This is a genomic window from Azonexus sp. (genome assembly GCF_049652925.1).
In the GTDB taxonomy this organism is placed as follows: domain Bacteria; phylum Pseudomonadota; class Gammaproteobacteria; order Burkholderiales; family Rhodocyclaceae; genus Azonexus.
On the sequence record NZ_JBASFI010000002.1, the window covers coordinates 121,983 to 145,867 of the forward strand.

Below are 23,885 nucleotides of genomic sequence, written 5' to 3' on the forward strand. Positions count from 1 at the left end.
CCAGCCGATGCCGGCCCTATCTGAACTCGAAGGCCTCCTGGTGGAAGGCGGTGCGGGACAGGCCGCCGGTCTGCAGCGCTTGGCCCAGGGCCTTGCCCCAGGCGGCCGGACCGCAGAACCAGACGGTGCTGTTGGGCCGCAGCGTGGCGGCGACTTCCTGCGGCGAGAGCGGGCCGGTGTTGTCGGTCAGGCGGCGGTGCAGGCGGACGCCGGCTGCAACGCAGAGGGCTTCGAGCTGGTCGGGAAAGTTGCCGGCAGCGGCGTTTGGCGTGCAGTAGAAAAGATCGGCCGTGGATTTCGCTGGCGCCGGGGCGGCCGCCAATTGCTCAAGGCGTGCGAGGAAGGGCGTGATGCCGATGCCGCCGGCGACCCAGACCTGATGTTGAGCGTTTCCACGGTCAACCGGAATTTTTGCCGAAAAATCAAATGCGCCGTAGGGGCCTTCGAGGGTGACAGTCTGGCCGGCCTTGATCAGCGCCGGGAGCTTGGCCGTGAAATCGCCGAGCGCTTTGATGGCCAGGGTCAGCGTGCCATCCTGCGCATTCCAGGCAGAGGCGATGGTGAAGGGATGGGCGCCTTCGCCGCGGGGGCCGAAGTTGGCGAAGAGGAATTGTCCGGCACTGTGGCCCGGCCAGCCAGCTAGTGGGCGACAGACGATTTCGAGCAACTTGCCATCGTGCTGACTGATCGAAACGATTTCGGCGCGATGCTGGCGGTTGCGGCCGATGCGATTGGTCAGCGAGAGCAGGGCGGGGACAACGCCAGCAGCAGCGAGTGCAGCGGTCAGCCAGCCGAGCGGGCTTTGCCAGAAGGTCGTCGGCATGAGCATCAAGCCGTGGAAGGCACCGGCCAGGAAAACGGCGCCAAAGGCCTTGTGCACCCAGCGGAAATAGCGGTAGGGAATGCGTTTGATCAGCGCCACGACGACCAGTGCCATCAGGATGTAGCCGGCCCATTCGCCGACATCCTTGGCCAGGTCCATCCAGAACTCGGGCTCTCCGCGTGGTCCGCGCGGGCGATTCGGGCCGGTGATCAGGCCAGCCTTGGACAGGGTCTTGGGCAGCCATTCGAGCAGGTAGTGGGTGAGGACCAAGAGGCCGGCACCGATGCCGATGTTCTTGTGCAGGCGGTAGAGCTTGTCGAGGCCACCAAAACGCGCTTCCAGCCAGCGCGGGCGCGCGGCGAGCAGCATCCCGGCGCTCATCCACCACAGGGCGAGCAGGCCGGAGAGGATGATCAGCGACTTGCGCCAGTCCCAGAAGCCAGCGGGGTTGGCAGCGAGGATGTCGGGCAGGGCGAAAATCCCCCAAAGGCCGAGGGGGATGAGAGCAAGCAGGAACAGAGGGCGTTTCATGATGGCAATGGCCGGGGGTTTTGATGACATCAGTCTACGCCGCTAGTTGCCCTCTGGCTGTCTGAATGCTGTTTCAGGTTGTAAGCAAATGAAACTGGTATTTCGTTTTTGGCCTTTATTTCCGGTTGACCGTGGCAATCACTTGCGCAGCTTGGCGAAGGCCGACGCCATCGCGTTGCCGGCCGGTGCCGGGCCGGTGCTGCGTTGCTGGGGTCGGCTTGGCGCATTGCCGCGCCCGGTCGGGGCGTTGTCCTGACGCTTCGCCTGACTCGGCTCGTCGCCCATGCGCATGGTCAGCGCGATGCGCTGGCGTTGCAGGTCGACTTCGAGCACCTTGACTTTGACCACCTGGCCGGCCTTGACGATGCTGTGAGGATCCTTGACGAAGGTGTTGGAGAGGGCAGAGACGTGCACCAGGCCGTCCTGATGGACGCCGATGTCGACGAAGGCGCCGAAGGCGGCGACGTTGGTGACGACGCCTTCCAAAATCATGCCCGGACGCAGGTCGCCGACCTTTTCGACGCCGTCGGCGAAGGTCGCCGTCTTGAACTCGGGGCGCGGGTCGCGGCCGGGTTTTTCCAGTTCCTTGAAGATGTCCTGGACGGTCGGCAGGCCGAAGCGTTCGTCGGTGTATTTCGCCGGGTTGAGGCCCTTGAGAGCACGGCTGTCGCCGAGGATTTCCTTGATCGACTTGTTGATGTCGACAATGATTTTCTCGACAACCGGGTAGGCTTCGGGGTGCACGGACGAGCTGTCGAGCGGGTTGTCACCATTCGGCACGCGCAGGAAGCCGGCCGCCTGCTCGAACGTCTTGTCGCCGAGGCGCGGGACTTTTTTCAGGGCGTCGCGCGAGCGGAAGGCGCCGTTGGCATCGCGGTAGCTCACGATGTTGGCAGCCAGCCCGGCGGTCAGGCCGGAAATACGGGCGAGCAGCGGCACCGAGGCCGTATTGACGTCGACGCCGACGGCATTGACGCAGTCTTCAACGACGGCATCGAGATTGCGCGCCAGCTTGGTCTGCGAGACGTCGTGCTGGTACTGGCCGACGCCGATGGATTTCGGGTCGATCTTGACCAGTTCCGCCAGCGGATCCTGCAGACGGCGGGCAATCGAGACAGCGCCGCGGATCGAGACGTCGAGATCGGGAAATTCCTTGGCGGCGAATTCGGAGGCCGAATAGACCGAGGCGCCGGCTTCCGAGACCACAATTTTCGTCAGCCGGGCTTCCGGGTAACGCTTCATGACATCCTGCACCAGCTTATCGGTTTCGCGACTGGCCGTGCCGTTGCCGATGGCGACCAGGCTGACCTGGTGCTTGGCGGCCAGGCGGGCGATGGTTGAAATCGAACCGTCCCAGTCGCAGCGCGGCTCGTGCGGGTAGATGGTGGCGTGGTCGAGCATCTTGCCGGTGGCGTCGACGATGGCGATCTTGCAGCCGGTGCGGATGCCGGGGTCGACGCCCATCGTGACGTGCTGGCCTGCCGGGGCGGCGAGCAGTAAATCCTTGAGGTTGCGCCCGAAGACGCGGATGGCTTCTTCCTCGGCGCGCTCGCGCAACTCGTTCATTAGTTCGAGTTCGAGGTGGGTGAAGACCTTGATTTTCCAGGTCCAGCGCACGGTGTCGCCGAGCCATTTGTCAGCCGGGCGGTTTTGTGGCCGGATGCCAAAACGGGCGGCGATGCGCTGCTCACATGGGTTCTGGCTGCCCGGCTTGACGGCTTCTTCGTTGAGTTCCGAATCGAGGACCAGCGTCACCGACAACATGCCTTCGTTGCGGCCGCGGAGCAGGGCCAGGGCGCGGTGCGAAGGCATCGTTGCAATCGGCTCGGCAAAATCGAACCAGTCGCGGAATTTGGCGCCTTCGGTTTCCTTGCCTTCGACGACGGTCGAGCGGACATGGCCGTGTTCGCTGAGGTAGGCGCGCAGGCCGCCGAGCAGTTCGGCATCTTCGGCGAACTTTTCCATGAGAATCTGGCGGGCGCCATCGAGGACGGACTTTGCGTCGGCAAAACCGGCCTCGGCGTTGAGGTATTTTTCAGCTTCGTCGTCCGGTGTCAGGTTCGGGTCTTCAAGCAGGCCGAGGGCGAGCGGCTCGATGCCGGCTTCGCGGGCGATCTGCGCCTTGGTGCGGCGCTTCTGCTTGTAGGGGAGGTACAAATCTTCGAGACGCTGCTTCGTTTCGGCATCGCTGATCTCGGCCTTGAGTTCCGGCGTCAGCTTGCCCTGTTCGTCGATGCTGGCGAGGATCGCCGTGCGCCGCTCTTCGAGATCGCGCAGGTAAGTCAGGCGTTCTTCCAGATTGCGCAGTTGCGTGTCGTCGAGGCCGTCGGTCGCTTCCTTGCGGTAGCGCGAGATGAAGGGGACGGTGGCGCCTTCGTCGAGAAGGGCAATGGCGGCGTTGACCTGGGCCGGGCGGACGCCCAGCTCTGTGGCAATACGGTGTTCGATGGGTGGCAGCATGGGTACGGCAGTGCAGCAAAAATGGGGGGTGCACTATGCGCAATAGTGGTGGAAAATACAACCATCGCCGCATGGTGTGGGGTATGTTATATGCATTTCAATTGAGAGGAGAACAAGAATGAAAATTGAAACCTATTTGTTTGGCGCAGTTGAGGTGAGCCCCGAGAAAGTCATCAATTTTCCCGGTGGCCTGGTCGGCTTTGAGCAGAACAAGCGTTTCATGCTGGCACATGAAGAAGGCAAGGAGCACCCGGCCAGTTTTACGCTGCAGTCGCTCGATGACCCAACGCTGGCATTCCAGATCGTCGACCCGACGACACTGGGCTTCAACTACGAACTGGTGCTGAGCGATGCCGAAAATGCGCTGCTGCAGTCGCCGGCGGCCGAGGATGTGGCCGTGATGCAGGTTCTGTTCAGGCAGGATGAAGGCGGCAAGGCGGCGATCACGCCGAACCTGCGCGCTCCCCTGTTGATCAATACCAAGGCACGGGTCGGTTTGCAGAAAGTGATGGAAAACATGCGGCCGAACATCACGCTGTCGAATCTGGCGAGCGCGGTTTAAAGCGTTTTCATTCTAGGCGGAAGGCCACTATCCATCGGATAGTGGCTTTTTTTCGTCCAGGCTACAGGTGTTTCGCGGCTTCCCGGAACGATAGCCCGGACAGTTTTTCCCGATTTGTCTCGAGAAACTGGCGCACGGCGACCGGGTTGGTCCGGGCATATTGACGTAGCGCCCAGCCGATGGCCTTGCGGATGAAAAATTCCCGTTCGTCGGCACAGCGCAGGCAGTAGTCGAAGAGGCGCGCTGGATCGGTTTTTTCTTTCCAGTCCAGTTGATGCAGCAAGGCGATACGACGTAGCCAGAAGTCGGGAGCGCCGATCAGGGCGTCCATGCGGCTGACCAGTTGCGGCTCGCGGGCGACGATGGCGCCTATCGTCGGGGCCAGCCCGTCGACGGTGTCCCACCAGGATTTGTTCTGGACCAGCGCTTCGAGCGCCGGCAGGTCGCTGGCCGCCAGCCGCTTGTTCTGCCGCCGCAACAGGTCGACGGCGACGTACTGGTACTCACGCGCCGGCAATGCCCAGAGTTCGTGAGCAGCGTCGACCGGATTGCCGGTGAAGGCGCGCATGATGGGCAATACTGCTTGGCGTCGGGCCGGGGTCTGGATGCCGAGGAAATCGAATTTCCCTTGCATGTAGGCGGCCATGGCGCCGGCCCTCGTGGCGCCGGCCAGGGGCTGCAGCGCATCCTGAATCCGGGCGGCAAAGTCGCTCATGACTTGCCGCGCAGTACTTTGCTGATCTCGCCGTCACAGGCATTGGCGACGCGTTCGTATTCTTCGGCGGTATCGATTTTGGCCTGGGCTTCGTCGACCAGCTTGATCTGTCGCTGGACGTAAGGTGCCCAGCGCGCGTCGAGTTCCTGCCGGAGCCGTGCGGCGGTCTGGCCGACCGGGCCGCGCCACACGCTACCGGTGGCGAAGCGGGCATTGAGCGACTCGGTCAATTCCTTCTCGATGCTGGCGATGTGCTTCTGGTAGGCCTCGACGTGACGCATTTCGTGTTCGCGGATTTCCTTGTAGGCACAGGTGCCTTCGGGGAATTCGCGGGCGACGTAAACGGTCATCGGGCTGAAGCCGAAAGTCAGCGTGATTTGGGGGCTGGCGCATTCCCAACGCCCGGTCGGGTCGGTGATCGAAGGCGTGCTCGAGGCGAAACTGACTGTTGCGTTGCCGCGGGTCAGGCCGAGCACCTGCTTGCCGGGGCGCGCCAGCGCGGCGCCGATGTTGGTCAGCGACCGGTAGCTGTACTCGGTGTTGTAGCTGAGGCGCTCGTCGATTCGCTTGATCGTTACCGATGGCTTCGGTAGCTCGTCGCAGGGGTCGGCCTGGCTCGGGCTGGCGATGAGTAGCAGGGGCAGAATGAGCAGGAAACGCATCGGCTGGCCGGGTTTACAGCGGCTGCAGCGTATCGCGATAACGACTGGCGTTGGCGACGTAGTGTTCAGCCGATTTCTGCAGGTTGGCGACATCCTGATCGCTCAGTTCGCGGATGACCTTGCCCGGTGAGCCGACAATAAGCACGCGATCCGGGAAGACCTTGCCTTCAGGAATCAGCGTATTGGCGCCGACGATGCAGCTTTTGCCGATCACCGCGCGGTTGAGGATCACCGAGCCGATGCCGATCAGGCTGCCGTCGCCAACCGTGCAGCCGTGCAGCATGACGAGGTGGCCGACGGTGACGTTGTTGCCAATGTGCATCGGCACGCCTTCGTCGGTGTGCAGCACCGAACCGTCCTGGATGTTGGTGTTGTCGCCGATGTGGATCGGGTCGTTGTCGCCGCGCAGCGTGGCGTTCCACCAGATCGAGCTGTTGGCGCCGAGGCGGACATCGCCGATGACCGTGGCGTTGGGCGCAATCCAGGCGTTGTCGCCGATTTGAGGCTGTTTGTCAGCGAGGCGGAAGAGGGGCATGCGAACTCCTTGGGGAATTTCAATTTTGACCATTTTTTCCGGTTGACCGTGGCAAGTCCGGTTGACCGTCAGATTCGCCAATTTTACCTGCGTGGCGGCTGCGAACTAAGCGCAATACTCCCGCCACGCCCCGCGGCCCGAACGCTTGACCTGATACAGCGCTTCATCAGCCTGGCGGATCAGCGCCGACACGTTGTCGGCATGTTCCGGGTAATGGCTCCAGCCCAGGCTCAGCCCGACGCAGACCGGCTCGGCCAGCCCGAGATCGAAGGGGGCGCTGATCCGCTCGATCAGTTGCTGGGCAACCGCGACGATATCGTCGCGCCCGACATCTTCGAGAACAATCAGGAACTCGTCGCCGCCGAGCCGGGCAATGGTGTCCGTTTCGCGCATGTTCTCGCGCAGGCGGGTGGCGACGACCTTGAGCAGCTCGTCACCGACCGGGTGGCCGAGCCTGTCGTTGACCGCCTTGAAGCCGTCGAGATCGAGGAACATCACGGCGAACGGCTTGCCGTCACGGTGGGCGCGTTCCCATGTTTTCTGGATACGCGAATTGAGCAACAGGCGATTGGGCAGTCCGGTCAGCGCGTCGTAATGCGCCAGCCGCTCGACGGCAGTCTCGACGTGATTCATCCGGCCCATGTCGGTGGTGATCCCGACATACTGGATGGGCCGGCCGTCGCGATCCCGCACCGTGCTGATCGACAGCCATTCGTGATAAACCTCGCCATTTTTCCGGCGATTCCAGATCGGCCCCTGCCATTCCCCGGTGCTCAGAATCGAGTCCCACATCCGGCGGTAAAAAAAATCGTCGTGCCGCCCCGAGCGCAGCACGCGCATGTGCTGGCCAAGCAATTCCTTCTTGCTGTATTCAGTGGCCATCTCGAAGGCTGGATTGACCGCGATGATGCGGCAATTCACATCGGTCACGACGATGCCTTCCTGGGTTGACTGGAAGACCGTGTTGGCGATGGTCAGCTTTTCTTCGATCTCCTTGCGCGCCGTGGCATCGCGCACGACGCACAGGGTTTGCTTCCGGTCGCCGATATCGAGCGGCGAGAGCATGACGTCAACCGGAAACAGGCTGCCATCCTTGCGGCAGCCGAGCAGGTCGCTGCTTGCGCCCATTGCGCGAGCCTTTGGCGCTGATTGGTAGTGTTCGCGATAGGCGGTATGCACCGAGGCCAGCTGGTGTGGCGTCAGGCGCTCGACCGGCTGGCCGATCAGTTCGTCAGGGATGTAGCCGAACAGACGTTCCAGCGCACCATTCGCATACAGAATCAGGCCTGCTGCATCGACCACCAGCAAGCCATCGGGAACCGCTTCAAAAATTTTCTCAAAAACCCGCATCAGCCGTGACCACGCAATACCTCCGTCCAGCTTGGGGACTCCGGTTTACAGCGCCGACGTTCGCGAAAACTACAGGAAATTGGATTGCGCAGAGCCGGTGAAGGTTCCCCGCTTCCGAACCGCTTGCATTGCCGCATTCGGGCCGGGCTGGCATGATCAGCGTTCTAGCGAAAGGATTTCAAAATGAGCGATTTTTCGGCGTTGACCGTGGCATTGCGGGCGTTTCGCGATGAGCGCGACTGGCAGCAGTTCCACACGTTGCGCAATCTCATTACCTCGCTCAATCTCGAAGCGGCCGAGTTGCTGGAGCTGACCCAATGGAAAAGCGATGCCGAGGTGGAAGCGCTGCCGGCCAATCCACAAGCTGCCGAAGCCCTGCGCGACGAATGCGCCGATATCCTGCTCTACCTGCTGCTTATCGCCGATACGGCGGGCATCGATCTCGCCGCCGCGGCCCGTGCCAAGCTAGCTAAAAATGCCGAGAAATACCCGGTCGAAAAAGCCTATGGCTCGCGGGCCAAATACACCGAGCTACGTTGATTCGCTAGGTTGACTCGCTCTCCAGCGTGTATTTCGCGCCGGCGTCCTGGGCGAGCAGGGTAGCCAGCGTTGGCAGCGTGTCATGCAGGGTCTTTTCCAGCGTCCATGGCGGGTTGATGATGAACATCCCGCTGCCGTGCATGCCGTAGCCATCGCGCGATGGTGCCTTGACTTCCAGCGTCGCGTGCAGCCAGTTGGCCGCACCCAGTCGTTTGAGCTTTTCCGGCAGCTGGCGGGACTCCGGTTTGCCGAGCATCGGATACCACAGCGCGTAGGTGCCGGTGGAAAAACGTTTCAGCGAATCCTGCAGGGTTTTGATGACGGCCGTGTAATCGCCCTTGGTTTCGTAGGACGGATCGATGAGGACCAGTGCCCGGCGCGGTGGCGGCGGCAGGATGGCCTTGAGGCCGGCAAAACCGTCGCCGTCGGTGATCGCCACCTCGCGGCCGCTGCCCTTGAAGCATTCCATCAGCAGCTTGCCGTCAGTGCTGTGCATTTCATAAAGCCGCAGACGGTCGCTGTCACGCAGCAGCTGGCGGGCGAGCCAAGGCGAACCCGGGTAATGGCGCAACTGGCCATCCGGGTTCAGCATCTTGACGAAATCGAGGTAATTGAGCGCCGCCTTGGGCAACCCCTTGGCTTCCCAGAGACGGGCGACGCCATCGCGGTATTCGCTCAGCTTGGTGGCGTGGGCTGAATCCAGCGAATAACGCCCGGCCCCGGCGTGGGTATCGATGATCCAGAACGGCGCCGGCTTTTCGGCCATGTATTGGGCGATCTCGATCAGAATGAGGTGTTTCAGCACGTCGGCGTGGTTGCCGGCGTGAAAAGCATGGCGATAGCTGAGCATTTGGGGGGAGCCTGTTAGGCCCTTAATCCGGGAGGCGGTCTAGGGCGAAGAATTCTAGCCCCTCATTGGCTTCCATGCATGTCCCGATTTGTCGATGCAGCGAACGTCCCGGTAATTTGACCATGACTTTTTGACCCGTCCGGTAGGCGCCGGGCGCAGTTATCAGGCCCGAAAACTTGCCGTAGGCCGGCAGGTTGTGCAGGAATACGGCGCGCTGATCCGGTGTTTCTTCGGCCACGATGTCGACCACGCTGACCTGCGGCGACATCAGCTGCAAACCGACTTCGAGGCGAATTTGCGAAGACGAAATACGGCGAACCAGGCAAACGTGAATCTTGCTCGATTCACGCGGCTGCAGGGCAACGAGGTCGCCAGCACCGAGGTTGCGCTTTTCGCCCTTGATGAAACGAAGAAGGAAGCCGTCCGGGCTTTCATCGATCATGGCCCATTCGCTGGACGTGTAATCACGGCCATCGTAGCGGGAAGAGGCGTCTACAGAGCGGCGGGAAAAGGTGTTGCCGTCGAGGAAGCTGAGTACCGCGCCAAAGCCGCTGACCAGGTCGCCGCGCGGGCGAAAACGGGTCCGGCTGAAACGGCGGGAACTCTTGCCGCCAATGGCGACGCGCAGCATCTGCAAAAGGGCTGGCGTAGCATCGAGATCGGGATCGATGGTCTTGCCCGGGCGGCGCGTGATGTTTCGGTCAAGGGCGGTGATGACCTGGGTACAGTCGATGAGCAGGCTGCCGAAGGTCGAGGTACCTGAGGGCAGACGCATCAGTGGGTACCCCGGGTTTCCTTCATCAGTACGAACCAGGAAGCAGGCGTCGGCGGTTTTGCCGCTGCCGGTTTCCGGCGTGACTTCGCCGATCAGCGCGTAGGCAGCTAGTTGCCGGGTACAGGTGTTGATGATGTCGAGCTCGGCCCGGGGCAGTTTGGTTGGTTCCAGATAGGCGAAAAGCAGGGCGCCAAGGTATTCGTGCTCGACCGGTGCTGTCTCGCCGTTGAGCGGCTTGGAACGCTGGCCGCGCACCATCTTGTAAAGCTCGTGCAAGGCCAGCCAGGAGCTTGCCGAGGGGGCGGCGTAGGCGCGGTAAGCCAGCAACTGGCGACGGGCGATAATGGCCATCGCGCGTTGCGCACTGCGATGCAGCAGATGACTCAAGCCTTCGTTGAAATGGCCATTCTGAATGCCACGGGCAATGCCCGTGTAAGCGATGGCCAGGCCTTTGAGAAGATTGTCGGCCTGCAGTGCCGAGGTGGCGGCCTTGAGCGGTAGCGGTAATACGGATTGGCCAATGAGCTTTTCGAGAACCGGCAGGGCTTCTTCGGCTTCCAGCCTGACGTCTTCAAGCAGCTTGAAGCGCATGTGCAGATTGGGTTGGCCGTTGATGCTGGGCAGAACGGTGCCGGCCAGCTTGGCAATGGTTTCCTGCGGTGACAAGCCGGTTACCGTATCCAGTAATCCACGAACTGCGGCAGCACTTTTCTGTTCGGCGCTGGCTTGGCCGAATGGGAAAAGCTCGCGTAGCAGTTGCAGCGGAGATTCCATGATCACTGGGAAAAATTTGACATGCGGATTATCCGGTAATTTCGCCGGAATTTCTGTGCAGTATTTCCACTTTACGTATACTTGGGCGATGAATTTGAGCGAAGTGTTGTTTCTTGCCCTGACTGCCGTCGGCGTCTGGTTCTGGCTGGATAGCCTGAAAACGCGTGAAATCGGCGTCAATGCGGCCCGTACTGCCTGTCAGGACGACGGTCTGCAGTTTCTCGATGAAACCGTTGTTGGCACCTCGGTGCGTCTGGCCCGCGACGACGCCGGGCGGCTCAGACTGCGCCGTGTTTACTCCTTCGAATATAGCGATACCGGGAACGACCGGCGTTCCGGCAGCGTTACGCTGCTGGGCCACGATGTCGAGTTCCTGCATGTCCGTCCCCACCTTTACGTGATTCCGAACACCCATGAAACCCTCCATTGAAACCATCGAATTCCACGGTATTGAAGCCCTGCGCCTGAATGGCCCGCGCGGCGCCACTGCCGTCATCAGCAAACTGGGAGCGCAGGTTTTGTCGTGGGTGCCGCCCGATGGCAAGGAGCGCCTGTTTTTGTCCGACAAGGCCGTATTCGATGGCAGCGTCGCCATTCGCGGCGGCGTTCCCATCTGTTTTCCGCAATTTGCTGAACGCGGCGATCTGCCCAAGCACGGCTTCGTGCGGACCCGCGAATGGTCGGTCAGCAGCGAGCGGACTGGCGACGATTTTGCGCTGGTCACGATGGAAATCACCAGCGACGAGTCCACGCTGGCCCTCTGGCCGCACGCCTTCCATGCCGAACTGACGCTGATGGTCGAAGCCGACCGCATCGACATCGAGCTGGGCGTTACCAATACCGGCGGCGCGCCGCTTTCCTTTACCGGCGCGCTGCACTCCTATCTGCGCGTGGCGCAGGTCGAGGAGGCAGTGTTGGAAGGGGTGAAAGGGCTTGAGTATTGCGACTCCCTCGATAATGACCGGAGCGCCCTTGAATCCCGCCCCGAATTGACGGTCGACCGCGAAGTCGACCGCGTCTATTTCAACGCCAAGCGGCCGCAGCTGCTGCATAGCGGCAAACAGACCCTGGCCATGCAGAATCAGGGTTTCCCGGATGTTGTCGTGTGGAACCCGTTTGTCGACCGCTGTGCCGAACTCAAGGACATGCCGGCCAATGGCTGGCGCCACATGCTCTGCGTCGAGGCGGCGGCCACCCGCCCGATCACGCTGCCAGCCGGCGAGGAGTGGTACGGACGGCAGACGCTGGTTGTCGTTTGACCGCTCGGCTTTAATCCTGCCCGGCAAATTTGATTTGCATTAGGGCAGGGTAGGGCGGCTTTTCGGTAGTCTCGGTCAATAGCGCAGCCATCCCGCCGGGGTGGCTGTTTTTCGACCGGACGAGCCATGACCCTTTCCCCTCTAACCGTTGGCGGCCTGCAACGCGCTCTGGCTGACGGCTGGCGCATAGCCAATGCGACGCGCGGCATTAGCATCGGCTACGCCCTCATTTTTACGCTCGGCGGCCTGGCGATCATGGGTGGTCTGCTGGCTCAGGGCTGGACGCCATTCATCATCGCCGCTGCGGGCGCCTTCATGCTGATCGGCCCGGTCAGTCTGGCCGGATTTTTCGGCATCGCCGGGGCGCTCGAAGCCGGTGAGCCGGTCGGGCCGGCCAGTATCATCAGCGGCTTTGCTCGGGCGTCCCGGGCGTTGTGGGCGCTGGCGCTGGTTTGTGCGCTGCTCTTCATGATCTTCGTCACCGACGCCGCGATTCTCTACGCCTACATGGTCGGGGCGACCCCGGTGTGGCTCGACAAGCTGCTGCCGGCCAACGCCAATGTGCTGTCCTTTATGCTCTGGGCCGGAGTTTCCGGTCTGTTTGTCGCCTTGTTGCTCTACTGTGTCGCAGCCTTTTCCGTACCGCTGCTCTGCGAGCGCCGGGCCGGGCTGGTCGAGGCCGTCGTGCTCAGCGTGCGCGTTGTTTTCGCTAATTTCATGCCTTCCTTTTTTTGGGCTTTTTTCCTGTCGACCGTGACAATCGGCAGCGTGCTGCTTTTGCCCCTCCTGCCGCTGACGCTACCGTGGATGGCTTACGCCAGTCGGGCCTTGTATCGGCAAGCGCTACCCGTTTCCTGAACGCCGGTGCTTGCCGGGTGGCAAAGGTATAATTGCTGCCTTTCCGCATTTCCAAGCCTAGCCGTGACTCCCCTCGACACTGAAATTGCCCGCCGGCGTACCTTTGCCATCATTTCTCACCCCGACGCCGGTAAAACGACGCTGACCGAAAAGCTGCTGTGGTTCGGCGGCGCCATCCAGGTGGCAGGCGAAGTGCGCGCCCGCAAGGCATCGCGCCATGCGACCTCGGACTGGATGGAACTGGAAAAGCAGCGCGGCATCTCGGTGACCTCGTCGGTCATGCAGTTTCCTTACCGCGAATGCATGGTCAACCTGCTCGATACGCCGGGCCACGAGGACTTCTCGGAAGATACCTACCGCACGCTGACGGCTGTCGACTCTGCCGTCATGGTCATCGACTCGGTAAATGGCGTCGAAGCCCAGACGATCAAGCTGCTCAACGTCTGCCGCATGCGCGACACGCCTATCCTGACCTTCATCAACAAGCTCGACCGCGAAGGCAAGGAGCCGATTGACCTGCTCGACGAAATCGAGTCGGTGCTTGGCATCCAGTGTGCGCCGATGACCTGGCCGATCGGCATGGGCAAGCGTTTCCGCGGCGTTTATCACCTCTACGACGACGCCATCGCCTTCTTCGATCCGCAGGCCGAGAAGGGCACGGCCGAGATCATCCAGGGCCTCGACAACCCGCGCCTAGACGAGCTGATCGGCACCCAGGCCGACGAACTGCGCATGGACATCGAACTGGTCCGTGGCGCTTCGCATGCCTTCGACGCCGAGGCCTATCTGAGCGGCAAGCAGTCGCCGGTCTTCTTCGGTTCGGCGGTCAACAACTTCGGCGTGCAGAGTTTGCTCGACGCCGTTGTCGATCTGTCGCCGCCGCCGATTGCCCGGCCATCCACGACGCGCGAAGTGGCGCCGAACGAGCCGAAATTCTCCGGTTTCGTGTTCAAGATTCAGGCCAACATGGACCCCAAGCACCGTGACCGCATTGCCTTTCTGCGTGTCTGTTCTGGTCGCTTCGAGCGTGGCATGAAGGTCAAGCAGGGCGGCGCCGGCAAGTTCCTTTCGGTCAATAACGCCATCACCTTCATGGCGCGTGACCGCAGCACGACCGACGAAGCCTATCCGGGCGACATCATCGGCATCCCGAACCACGGCACTATTCGCCTCGGCGAAACCTTCACCGAAGGCGAAGAGCTGCGTTTCACGGGCATCCCGTCCTTCGCGCCGGAACACTTCCGTCTGGCCCGCATTGCCAATCCGCTCAAGATCAAGCAACTGCAAAAGGGCTTGCAGCAGCTGGCGGAAGAGGGCGCGACGCAGCTCTTCCGGCCGCTCTCTGGCACCGACCTGATCCTCGGCGCGGTTGGCACGCTGCAGTTCGACGTGGTGGCCAGCCGTCTGGAGCACGAATACGGCGTGCAGGTTATTTTCGAGTCGTACAACTGCGCGACGGCACGCTGGATTCATGGCGATGCTGACGAACTGCGGCAGATTTCCGACCGCTACAGCGCCAACGTCGCCCTCGACGGGGCTGACGATCCGGTCTATCTGGCGCCGAACAATGTTTATCTGAACATGGTCAAAGAGAAGTATCCCAAGCTACGTTTCATGGAAGCACGCGAGGTAATCTGAGCATGACAGTCCGGGTTCAGGAAGCCGATTTCGATCTTGGCGCCGAGTTGCTGGCGTTGCGCGCGGCTGACCCCCGGATCGGCGGGCTGGCCAGCTTTCTCGGTCTGGTCCGTGACATGAACGATGGGGCCAGCGTTGCTGAAATGACGCTGGAACACTATCCCGGCATGACCGAAAAGGCGCTCGAGGCAATCGTCGCCGAAGCCAAAGGCCGCTGGGATATCTACGATGCGCTGGTCATCCACCGCGTCGGGTCGCTCAAGCCCTGCGACCAGATCGTGCTTGTCGCCGTGACCAGCGCCCACCGTCGCGAAGCCTTCGCCGCCTGCGAGTTCATCATGGATTACCTGAAGACCCGCGCTCCGTTCTGGAAGCGCGAAGCGACGCCGGAAGGCGCCCGCTGGGTCGATGCCCGCGACGCCGACGACAGCGCGGCGGCACGCTGGCAGAAATAAAAACGGGGAGCCGAAGCTCCCCGGATAAAACCCGTTCGCTGATCAGGTCTTGAACTGCGCCACCGTCTGATGCAAGGCGTTCGACAGGGCTTGTAGCTGGCGAGCGGCGTCGGCCGTGTGGTGAACAGCGATAGCACTTTCTTCGGACATCTGGGCAATCGTTTCGAGCTTTTGGGCTATTTCATTGCTGGCCATACTCTGTTCCGAAATCGAATCGGAAATGCCGTTGACCACAACAGTGACGCGCATGGCGCCATCCCGAATGAGGTTAATTGAGTCCCCCGCCTTGTTGGCCAGCTCGACGCCATTGCCAACCTGGCGGACACCATCCTGCATGCTGCTCACCGCGCTACGTGTGCCGTTCTGGATCTTGGCGACCATCTCACCAATTTCCTTGGTCGAATTTGCGGTGCGCTCGGCCAGCTTGCGCACTTCGTCGGCGACGACGGCAAAGCCGCGCCCCTGTTCGCCGGCGCGGGCGGCCTCGATGGCGGCATTGAGCGCCAGCAGGTTGGTCTGGTCAGCGATTTCCTTGATGGTATTGACGATGGAAGTGATCTGGTCGGACTGGTGCCCGAGGTCTTCAATGATCTGTGAAGATGCCTGTACCGCATCGGAAATCTTGCGCATTTCGCTGGCGGCATTGTGGATCACCGCCGCGCCATCTTCAGATATCTCGCCGGCTGTTTGCGAAATGCTGTGTGCTTCGCTGGCGTTTTCCTTGACCTGATCAATACTGACGGCCATTTCCTCAACTGAGGCGGCCATCGAAGAGGCTGCATCGCTCTGCTGGCTGGCCCGTACGGCCACCTGTTCGGATGCGCCGAGCAGCTGGTCGGCTGCGCTGGCCACCTGTTCCGCGTTGGAAACGATACTGGCGATCATTGTGCGCAGGGTTTCCTGCATGGTGCGGATGTTGGCGAGCAGGCTGTCTTTGTCGTCCGCCGGGCAGTCTACCGGGGTTGCCAGATCACCCGCGGCGATGCGCTTGGTGATGGCCGAGGCGATCGCCGGGTCGCCACCCAGGGTCTTGATGATGTTGTTCGACAGAAGCAGCAGCGAAATGGCGATGAAGCCGGCGATGCCCAGACCCCAGAGCAGAAGCTTGATGGCATCGCCGCGGAACTTGGTGTCGATATCATCAATATAGATGCCGGAACCGATTACCCAGCCCCAGGGGTCAAAACCCATGACGAACGAAATCTTCGGTACCCCTTCCTCGGAGCCCGGCTTGGGCCAGAGGTAATCGACAAAGCCCGAACCTTTGGTCTTGACTGTGTTGTTGAACTCGACGAACAGAAGCTTGCCGTTCTTGTCCTTGATCTGGTCCAGTTTCTTTCCCTCAAGTTCTGGCTTGATCGGGTGCATGACCATGATGTCCTGAAGATCATTGATCCAGAAATACTCGACCTTGTCGTAGCGCATGGTGCGGATGGCTGCTGCGGCGAATCCCTTTGCATCGTCAACCGACATTTTTCCGTCGCGAGCTGACTGCTCGTAGAAAGTCAGAATGCCATGTGTCGCTTCGACCAGGTTGCGTACCTTGGCCTCGCGGTCTTCCAGCATCTGGCTCTTGCCGTTAATGAGCAGGACCGAAAACAGTACGGCAAGTGCGATGACCGTTATGGCAGTCATGGCAAGCAGCTTGCCGCGTAGGCTCATTCCCTGATTGGCCATTTTTTATCCTCCGCGTGTCATTTTTATCGAATACTTCAAATGTAGCAATATAAGCGTACCACCAATATTTCATGCTAATGGAATTTTTGATGGTGTCGATACATAAAATCAACCTCGGGCTACGGGTTGAAATTTTCGGAAAAGTCCATATCTGCTTGATATTGGAATATCTGTAACGGGAGAATCAAAATGCGCCTCGACAAATTCACGACCAAGTTTCAGCAAGCCTTGTCCGATGCCCAGAGTCTGGCCATTGGTGGTGACCAGCAATTCATCGAACCGCAACACCTGCTGCTCGCCCTGCTCAATCAGGATGACGGTGGCACGACCTCGCTGCTTGGTCGGGCCGGAGCCAATGTGGCGGGCCTGCGCAAGGATCTGGAACAGGCGCTGACGCGTTTGCCGAAGGTGGAGGGCCATGGTGGCGATGTGTCCATCGGCCGCGATCTGGGCAACCTGCTCAACCTGACTGACAAGGAAGCCCAGAAGCGTGGCGATCAGTTCATCGCCAGCGAAATGTTCCTGCTCGCCATCTGCGAGGACAAGAACGAAACCGGTCGTCTGGCCAAGCAGCATGGCCTGACCCGCAAGGCGCTGGAAGCCGCGATCATGGCCGTGCGTGGCGGGCAGGGTGTCGATTCGCAGGAGGCCGAAGGCCAGCGCGAATCACTCAAGAAATACTGCATCGACCTGACCGAGCGCGCTGCGCAGGGCAAGCTTGACCCGGTAATCGGCCGCGATGATGAAATCCGTCGTGCCATCCAGATTCTGCAACGCCGGACCAAGAACAATCCGGTGCTGATCGGCGAGCCGGGTGTCGGCAAGACGGCCATCGTCGAAGGGCTGGCCCAGCGCATCATCAACGGAGAAGTGCCGGAAACGCTTAAGGGCAAGAAGGTCCTGGTCCTCGACATGGCCGGGCTGCTGGCCGGCGCCAAGTACCGCGGCGAATTCGAGGAACGGCTGAAGGCCGTGCTCAAAGAGGTTTCGCAGGAAGCCGGGCAGATCATCCTGTTCATCGACGAGTTGCATACCATGGTCGGGGCCGGCAAGGCCGAGGGTGCCATTGACGCCGGCAACATGCTGAAACCGGCACTGGCGCGTGGCGAGCTGCACTGCATCGGCGCCACGACGCTCAACGAATATCGCAAGTACATAGAGAAGGATGCGGCGCTCGAACGTCGTTTCCAGAAGGTGCTCGTCGACGAGCCTTCGGTGGAAAGCACCATCGCCATCCTGCGCGGCTTGCAGGAGAAGTACGAATTGCACCACGGTGTCGACATTACCGATCCGGCCATTGTCGCCGCGGCCGAGTTGTCGCACCGCTACATTACTGACCGTTTCCTGCCCGACAAGGCGATCGACCTGATCGACGAAGCAGCGGCCAAGATCAAGATGGAAATCGACTCCAAGCCGGAAGTCATGGACAGGCTCGACCGCCGCATCATCCAGCTCAAGATCGAGCGCGAAGCGGTCAAGCGCGAGAAGGACGAAGGCTCGAAGAAGCGTTTCGGCCTGATCGAAGTGGAAATTGAAAAGCTGGCCAAGGAATATTCCGACTTGGAAGAAATCTGGAAGGCCGAAAAGGCCCAGGTTCAGGGCTCGGCGCATATCAAGGAAGAAATCGACAAGCTCAAGGCTGAAGTCACCCGCTTGCAGCGCGAAGGCAAGCTCGACAAGGTAGCCGAGCTGCAATACGGCAAGCTGCCGCAACTCGAAGCGCAGTTGAAGACGGCCGAAAAAGCTGGCGAAGGCGAGGGCAAGAAGAACATCCTGCTGCGCACGCAAGTTGGTGCCGAGGAAATCGCCGAGGTGGTCAGCCGGGCGACCGGCATTCCGGTCAGCAAGATGATGCAGGGCGAACGCGAAAAGCTCCTGCATATGGAAGATCGCCTGCACAAGCGGGTTGTCGGGCAGGATGAGGCGGTGCGTTTGGTTGGTGATGCCATTCGTCGCTCGCGCGCCGGGTTGTCCGATCCGAACCGTCCGTACGGCTCTTTCCTCTTCCTCGGCCCGACGGGCGTCGGCAAGACCGAGCTGTGCAAGGCGCTGGCCGAGTTCATGTTCGACGCCGAGGATCACCTGATCCGCATCGACATGAGCGAGTTCATGGAGAAGCATTCGGTCGCCCGCCTGATCGGCGCGCCGCCGGGATACGTCGGCTACGAGGAGGGCGGTTACCTGACCGAGGCCGTGCGTCGCAAGCCGTACTCGGTGATCCTGCTCGATGAAGTCGAGAAGGCGCATCCGGACGTTTTCAACGTGCTGCTCCAGGTGCTCGATGATGGCCGGATGACTGACGGCCAAGGGCGCACGGTCGACTTCAAGAACACGGTCATCGTCATGACTTCCAACCTCGGCAGCCAGATGATCCAGCAGATGGCGGGCGACGATTACGGCGTGATCAAGATGGCGGTGATGTCTGAGGTCAAGAACTACTTCCGGCCGGAATTCATCAACCGGATCGACGAAGTGGTCGTCTTCCACGCTCTGGACGAAAAGCATATCGCCGGCATCGCCAAGATCCAGCTCGGCTATCTCGAAAAGCGGCTGGCTCAGCTCGACATGGGCATCCTCGTCGAGGACAGCGCGCTGGCCGAACTGGCGCAGGCCGGCTTCGACCCGGTGTTCGGTGCCCGGCCGCTCAAGCGGGCGATCCAGCAGCAGATCGAGAATCCGCTGGCCAAGGCCATCCTCGAAGGCAAGTTCGCCGCCAAGGATGTCATCCGCGTCAGTTGTGACGCGAGCGGCGTGATTCGTTTCGTCAAGGATTGAAGCGCGGACGTGCAGATTGTGCCCGTGGCCCGTTCAGTGACATGATCGGGCCATGAGCCTGCCATCGCTGCGATCCCTGCTCGCCGTGTTCAAACCCGAGCATCCGCCCGGACCTCTGCATGATGTGCGCGGCGGTCGATTCGTCGTGGTGATCGACTGTGTGTTGAACCAGAACGTGCGTGATCAGGGGGCGGCCAACTGCCCGGCGATGAACTTTGAATTCCTGCGCCTGTGCCACGAAAACGGCATCGGCATCATGCAGATGTCCTGCCCGGAGATCGCTGCGCTTGGCTTCAAGCGTCAGCGTCCGCCCGGCACCAGCATCCGTCAGGCGCTCGATACGCCGGCCGGTCGACAAGCCTGCGCCGAACTCGCGGTGTCGGTGGTCGGGCGAATTGTCGAGTTGTCCGAACAGGGCTTCACGCCATTCGCTGTGCTGGGCGGCAACCCGCGCAGCCCGGGCTGTGCGGTGCATCAGGCGGCGAGTACGCTGAGTGACGAGTCGGGTATTTTCATGCTGGCCCTGCAGGCCGAATTGCGCCGCCGTGGGCTCGAATTGCCCTTCCGGGGTCTGCGTGATGCTTCGCCCGAATGGCTGGCCGAAGACCTGCAATGGTTCCGCCAGTTGTTGGCTACTGCCGATGTATAGCCCTGTTTCGTTTCAACAAACATGGATAACGAGGATTTGAAAAATGTGGGATGACCTGAACGACTGGCAGGCCCGCCGCCATGCCGAGCTGGCCGGGTCGGACAGCTGGCTGGGCATGCGCGGGCTGTTTTGGCTGGAGCCAGGGCTGAACAGCGTCGGCAGCGCCGAGGGCTCGGTTGTTGTCTTGCCCGGCGGCCCGGCGCATCTCGGCGATCTGCTCTGGCAGGATGGGCGGGTGATCTGGCAGCCGATAAACGGCGAGGACCGTGAGTTGCAGACCGATATCGCCGGCCGGCCGACCGTCGTTGATTTTCAAAATTGGTCGTTTTTTCCGGTTGACCGTGAGAACCGTATCGCGGCCCGTGTGCGCGACGGCGACTGGGCGCTGAACCAGCCTTTCAACGGCTTGGACTATTTCGACTTCGATCCGTCCTGGCAGATCGAGGCCGAGTGGCAGGCGCTGTCTCCGCCGATGAGCATGGAAGTACCAAACGTCAGCGGCGATCTCAAAGTCGTCGAGGTCAGCCATCAGGCCGTGTTTGAAGTCGCCGGGCAGACGGTGACGCTGTTGCCGATGGCGGTCAGCGACAATGAGGTTTTCTTTGTTTTCCGGGATCGGACGAGCGGCAAGGAAAGCTACGGTGCCGGCCGCTTTCTGAAGACGGCGCCGCCGATTCTTGATGAAATGGCAGGTTCCACGGTCAACCGGAAAATTCGCCTGAATTTCAATTGTGCCTACAACCCGCCCTGCGCCTTCACGCCCTTCGCCACCTGTCCGCTGCCGCCACCGGAAAACTGGTTGCCGTTTCCAGTCATGGCCGGCGAAAAAAAGTGGGTCAAGCCGGCCTGAGCGCCGATTGCCCAGGCCAATTACAGTTCGGCCAGCCCGTTGCGGATGGCATAGCGAACCAGGCTGGGGATATCCTGTAAGCCCAGCTTTTGCATCATCTGCGTGCGATAGGTTTCCACCGTTTTGACGCTGATGTCTAGGGCAAAGGCGATTTCCTTGGTGCGCATGCCATCCACCGTCATTTTCAGCACGGTGGCTTGGCGGCCAGTCAGGTCGCTGGATTTGCGCACATGCTCAAGATAGATTTCCAGCATCTGGTGGGAGATCGAAGCGGGTAGCCAGATGCCACCCAAAAGGACTTTCTTGATGGCGAGAACGAGTTCCTCCGGCGCCGAGTTCTTGACGACATAGCCGTCGGCGCCCAGTCCCATCGCTGAATTGACGTGCTCCTGGTCGGCGTGCATGGAGAGCATGATCACCTTGGTCTGACAGCCCTGCTCGCGCAGGCTGGCCAGCACCTGAAATCCCGTCATGCCGGGCATGGCAATGTCGAGCAACACGACATCGGGTTGCGTATCGTTGATGAGCTGCACTGCTTCAGCGCCCAGACTGGTGTTGCCGACAATCTCGAATTCGGCATGGTTGTTGAGGAGCGCCATGAGTCCGGCGCGGACCAGGTGATGGTCATCGGCCAGGACGATACGGATGGGCTTCACGCTCGGGCTATTCTTGGCAGGCATGCTGATACCCTCGTTCCATTATTCGGTTGGGAATCAATCTCGAAATGTCCGTCGAGACTGGCAATGCGTTCGCGTATTCCTATCAGGCCCAGCGAGATCTGCTCATCGCTTTCGTCCAGTCGAATGTCCACATCAAAACCCTTGCCGTCGTCCTGAACGGAAAGGTGAATGTGGTCCGGCGTGCAGCTGATGCGCACCACGACCTCGGCCGCCTCGGCGTGGCGCAGCGCATTGGTGATGCCCTCCTGAGCGATGCGGAAGCAGGCCAGTTCGACAGCTTCGGAAAAACGCAGGGCATCGATCTCCTGTTCGAAGCGGACGTAAACATTAGGTGGCAGCGTCAGGTTGCGGATGTGCCAAGCCAGCGCCGAACGAAGCCCCTGTTGGTCGAGCAGGGGTGGCCGCAGGCGGCGGGCAATATCCCTCGTCGTTTGCGCGATGCCATCGATGACTTCCTGCGCGTAAGTCAATCTTTTCTGGATTGCCTGTTTTTCGTCCACATGCAACCAGGCGCTGGCCAGCGAGATTTTGAGGGCGGCCAACGCCTGGCCAATCTGGTCATGCAGTTCCATGGAGAGGTGATGGCGCTCCTTCTCCTGGATATCCTGATGCATTCTCGCCATGGCCTGCAATTGCCGGGTAAGTCGCTCCTGCAGCTTTTGCGCCTGCTTGACGCTGCTGATGTCCACGTAGGTGATGACGGCGCCACCGGCGCCCAGCTTCAAGGGGGCTGCGTTCATCATGAACCACAATTCGCGCTTTGGTGTAATGCAGGCGCTTTCAATCGAAAAGCGTACCGATTCTCCGTTGAGCACGGCCTGAACCCCGGCCAGTGCGGCTTGTGCCTGCTCGGAATCAGGATGCGCGCAATGACGGCAGACCTCAAAAAAGTTGCTGCCAACACCTGTTTTGAGTTCGTCAATTGGTGCATCGGAGTTTTCACGAGTGAACCGGATCCACGCGTCATTGACTGCGACAATCTTGCCGGATTTGTCTACCACCGCCATCTGCGTGGCCGATGCATCGAGTACTGCGCGATTGAATTCCTCGCTGGCCCGAACCAGGTCTTCGGACCGCTTTTGTTCGGTTATGTCGCGCACAATCGTCATTGAAAGCAACTGGTTATCGAGTTCAAAACGATTAACCAGAATTTCGACCGGGAAGCTTGTGCCATCCTTTCTGCGATCAGTGCCGCGCCGGATGACACCTTGGCCCGCCCTGAATGCATCGGAGTTCCAAAGCCGTTGGTAATCATCGAAGGTTGTATCCGTATGGACATCCATGACGCGCATGGTCAGTTGTTCGTCACGGGTGTAACCAAGCTTGTCACAGGCGCATTTGTTCGCGTTCAGGAAATTCGCTTCCAGATCGGTCACGAAAATCATTTCGGTAGCCGAGTCGAACAGGGTGCGGAAACGTCTTTCGCTGGCTGCCAGTTCTTCCCGGTTCTGATAAGCGGCTGTGACATCTCGGGCAATCCCGACAACGCCGATCAATTCACCAAGGGTGTCGAAAACCGGGCTTTTGGTGATTTCAAAATGGGAGAGAGTACCGTCCGGATGGCAATGCGTGTGGTTGAGCGTGATTTGGGCTGCGTTCGCACCGGCCTGCAGTTGAGTCTTGATAAACGATGCGAATTCGCTGGGTGGTCGGGGCAGGTCCGCGGCCGCCGGCAGATCGAGCAGTTTTTCAAAGGCGGGATTACAGGTGATGACCACGCCCTCTGTATCCATTAACCACACGGGGTCGGGCATCGAGCGAATCAGGGCACGCAGGCGCTGGCGTTCTTCGTCAGCTTTCTTTTGCGCCCGGCGGGTTTCGGTCAGGTCCGATCCCATGGCCAGGTAGCTGCCATCGGGCAAGCGCTGGGTCGTGACCTCGATATGCATGTGCCAGCCTTCCTTGTGCCGGATTTCCCATTCCTGACGGATGAAGGGATGGCGGGCCAGCGCCGCAATATGGGCGCCGAGCAGGGCGGAGTATTTGTCCGACAGGATCGCATTCACGGGGCGCCCGAGCAGTTCATCCGCGCTATAACCGGTGATTTTCTGCGTTGCCGGGTTGGCATAAACAATACTCAGCCCGGCGTCGCACAAGAGAATGCTGTCCTTGGCGTGCTCGATAAGGCTGTGGAAAGTCTTGTCGCGAGTGGCCTGCCGTTCGAGTAAGCGGATCAGCATCGCATACAGCAAGGTTGCCGTCACGCCGATGAAGAGCAGGCCCTTGGCAATATTCCACAGGGCAAAGTGATATGGACTCCCGGTAACCAGGGCCATTAGCCAGTCTGACAGTACAACCCACAAGCCGGCAACGAGGACGTAGGTTAACACGACACCAACTACCCCTCGCGAGGCTGTTGCATGTGCGTTGAAAGCTATGTCGTCGCTGGTTGGAGCAACCATTGACCTGTCTCCGTAATTTATTTTGGGGGCCTTGGCAAACTCTCAATTATGTAATTTTGGCTGCC

21 protein-coding genes are annotated in these 23,885 nt (G+C 60.6%); 10 read left to right on the top strand and 11 right to left on the bottom strand.

Annotation, left to right across the window (positions count from 1 at the left end; translation table 11 throughout):
* Nucleotides 1–16 precede the first annotated feature (16 nt).
* Nucleotides 17–1,384, bottom strand: coding sequence for a ferredoxin reductase family protein (locus tag WBK19_RS00765; protein WP_511286026.1), 1,368 nt, complete (start codon nt 1,382–1,384; stop codon nt 17–19).
* Nucleotides 1,385–1,492: 108 nt separating this feature from the next.
* A complete protein-coding gene (locus WBK19_RS00770) occupies nt 1,493–3,814 on the bottom strand; it encodes a Tex family protein (RefSeq protein WP_511286028.1) in 2,322 nt (773 codons plus the stop codon).
* A 118-nt stretch (nt 3,815–3,932) separates the two neighbouring features.
* On the opposite strand from WBK19_RS00770, the gene fliW reads away from it, so the two are divergent.
* Nucleotides 3,933–4,376, top strand: a complete 444-nt coding sequence (gene fliW, locus WBK19_RS00775) for a flagellar assembly protein FliW (RefSeq protein ID WP_511286030.1) — start codon at nt 3,933–3,935, stop codon at nt 4,374–4,376.
* Between the two features lie 61 nt (nt 4,377–4,437).
* Here the strand turns inward: fliW and WBK19_RS00780 are convergent, their stop codons facing one another.
* The 4 genes from WBK19_RS00780 to WBK19_RS00795 form a co-directional block, all read right to left on the bottom strand.
* Entirely contained in the window at nt 4,438–5,091 is a 654-nt protein-coding gene (locus WBK19_RS00780; protein WP_511286032.1) for a DNA alkylation repair protein, read from the bottom strand.
* Entirely contained in the window at nt 5,088–5,753 is a 666-nt protein-coding gene (locus WBK19_RS00785) for a hypothetical protein (RefSeq protein ID WP_511286034.1), read from the bottom strand. Before WBK19_RS00785 ends, WBK19_RS00780 begins: the two co-directional genes overlap by 4 nt.
* Nucleotides 5,754–5,766: 13 nt before the next feature.
* A complete protein-coding gene (locus WBK19_RS00790; RefSeq protein ID WP_511286036.1) occupies nt 5,767–6,288 on the bottom strand; it encodes a gamma carbonic anhydrase family protein in 522 nt (173 codons plus the stop codon).
* Between the two features lie 105 nt (nt 6,289–6,393).
* On the bottom strand, nt 6,394–7,638 hold the full coding sequence (locus WBK19_RS00795) for a diguanylate cyclase domain-containing protein (protein WP_511286038.1): 1,245 nt from the start codon (nt 7,636–7,638) through the stop codon (nt 6,394–6,396).
* A gap of 183 nt (nt 7,639–7,821) precedes the next feature.
* Between WBK19_RS00795 and WBK19_RS00800 the strand changes: the two genes are divergently transcribed.
* Entirely contained in the window at nt 7,822–8,178 is a 357-nt protein-coding gene (locus WBK19_RS00800; protein ID WP_511286040.1) for a nucleotide pyrophosphohydrolase, read from the top strand.
* A gap of 4 nt (nt 8,179–8,182) precedes the next feature.
* Here WBK19_RS00800 and WBK19_RS00805 read toward each other — a convergent pair whose 3' ends face one another.
* Together WBK19_RS00805 and WBK19_RS00810 are read right to left on the bottom strand one after the other, a co-directional pair.
* Entirely contained in the window at nt 8,183–9,028 is an 846-nt protein-coding gene (locus WBK19_RS00805) for a 23S rRNA (adenine(2030)-N(6))-methyltransferase RlmJ (RefSeq protein WP_511286042.1), read from the bottom strand.
* A gap of 22 nt (nt 9,029–9,050) precedes the next feature.
* Complete coding sequence (locus tag WBK19_RS00810; RefSeq protein ID WP_511286044.1) at nt 9,051–10,577, bottom strand: cyclic-di-GMP receptor FimW-related protein; 1,527 nt, start codon at nt 10,575–10,577, stop codon at nt 9,051–9,053.
* Nucleotides 10,578–10,665: 88 nt separating this feature from the next.
* Here WBK19_RS00810 and WBK19_RS00815 point away from each other — a divergent pair, with 88 nt between their 5' ends.
* The 5 genes from WBK19_RS00815 (at nt 10,666) to moaE (ending at nt 14,787) form a co-directional block, all read left to right on the top strand.
* Nucleotides 10,666–11,007: a DUF3301 domain-containing protein gene (locus WBK19_RS00815; protein ID WP_226404888.1), complete on the top strand. Its 342-nt coding sequence runs from the start codon at nt 10,666–10,668 to the stop codon at nt 11,005–11,007.
* On the top strand, nt 10,991–11,836 hold the full coding sequence (locus WBK19_RS00820; protein WP_511286046.1) for a D-hexose-6-phosphate mutarotase: 846 nt from the start codon (nt 10,991–10,993) through the stop codon (nt 11,834–11,836). Before WBK19_RS00815 ends, WBK19_RS00820 begins: the two co-directional genes overlap by 17 nt.
* Before the next feature lie 126 nt (nt 11,837–11,962).
* Nucleotides 11,963–12,694, top strand: a complete 732-nt coding sequence (locus WBK19_RS00825; RefSeq protein WP_511286048.1) for a DUF2189 domain-containing protein — start codon at nt 11,963–11,965, stop codon at nt 12,692–12,694.
* Between the two features lie 63 nt (nt 12,695–12,757).
* Complete coding sequence (locus WBK19_RS00830; RefSeq protein ID WP_226498453.1) at nt 12,758–14,332, top strand: peptide chain release factor 3; 1,575 nt, start codon at nt 12,758–12,760, stop codon at nt 14,330–14,332.
* A 2-nt stretch (nt 14,333–14,334) separates the two neighbouring features.
* Complete coding sequence (gene moaE, locus WBK19_RS00835; protein ID WP_511286050.1) at nt 14,335–14,787, top strand: molybdopterin synthase catalytic subunit MoaE; 453 nt, start codon at nt 14,335–14,337, stop codon at nt 14,785–14,787.
* Between the two features lie 42 nt (nt 14,788–14,829).
* Here the strand turns inward: moaE and WBK19_RS00840 are convergent, their stop codons facing one another.
* Nucleotides 14,830–16,464, bottom strand: a complete 1,635-nt coding sequence (locus tag WBK19_RS00840; RefSeq protein WP_511286052.1) for a methyl-accepting chemotaxis protein — start codon at nt 16,462–16,464, stop codon at nt 14,830–14,832.
* A 189-nt stretch (nt 16,465–16,653) separates the two neighbouring features.
* Between WBK19_RS00840 and clpB the strand changes: the two genes are divergently transcribed.
* From clpB to WBK19_RS00855, 3 genes are read left to right on the top strand one after another with little or no spacing between them, the layout of a single operon-like run.
* On the top strand, nt 16,654–19,239 hold the full coding sequence (gene clpB, locus WBK19_RS00845; protein ID WP_511286054.1) for an ATP-dependent chaperone ClpB: 2,586 nt from the start codon (nt 16,654–16,656) through the stop codon (nt 19,237–19,239).
* Between the two features lie 52 nt (nt 19,240–19,291).
* Nucleotides 19,292–19,888 (top strand): hypothetical protein, encoded by a 597-nt coding sequence (locus WBK19_RS00850; protein WP_511286056.1) that lies wholly within the window; start codon nt 19,292–19,294, stop codon nt 19,886–19,888.
* A 43-nt stretch (nt 19,889–19,931) separates the two neighbouring features.
* Complete coding sequence (locus WBK19_RS00855; RefSeq protein ID WP_511286058.1) at nt 19,932–20,738, top strand: DUF1684 domain-containing protein; 807 nt, start codon at nt 19,932–19,934, stop codon at nt 20,736–20,738.
* Nucleotides 20,739–20,758: 20 nt separating this feature from the next.
* On the opposite strand, the gene WBK19_RS00860 is transcribed toward WBK19_RS00855, so the two are convergent.
* Nucleotides 20,759–21,418: a response regulator transcription factor gene (locus tag WBK19_RS00860; RefSeq protein ID WP_511286060.1), complete on the bottom strand. Its 660-nt coding sequence runs from the start codon at nt 21,416–21,418 to the stop codon at nt 20,759–20,761.
* Nucleotides 21,391–23,820: a sensor histidine kinase gene (locus tag WBK19_RS00865; RefSeq protein ID WP_511286062.1), complete on the bottom strand. Its 2,430-nt coding sequence runs from the start codon at nt 23,818–23,820 to the stop codon at nt 21,391–21,393. The genes WBK19_RS00860 and WBK19_RS00865 overlap by 28 nt, the downstream gene beginning before the upstream one ends.
* Nucleotides 23,821–23,885: the final 65 nt, after the last annotated feature.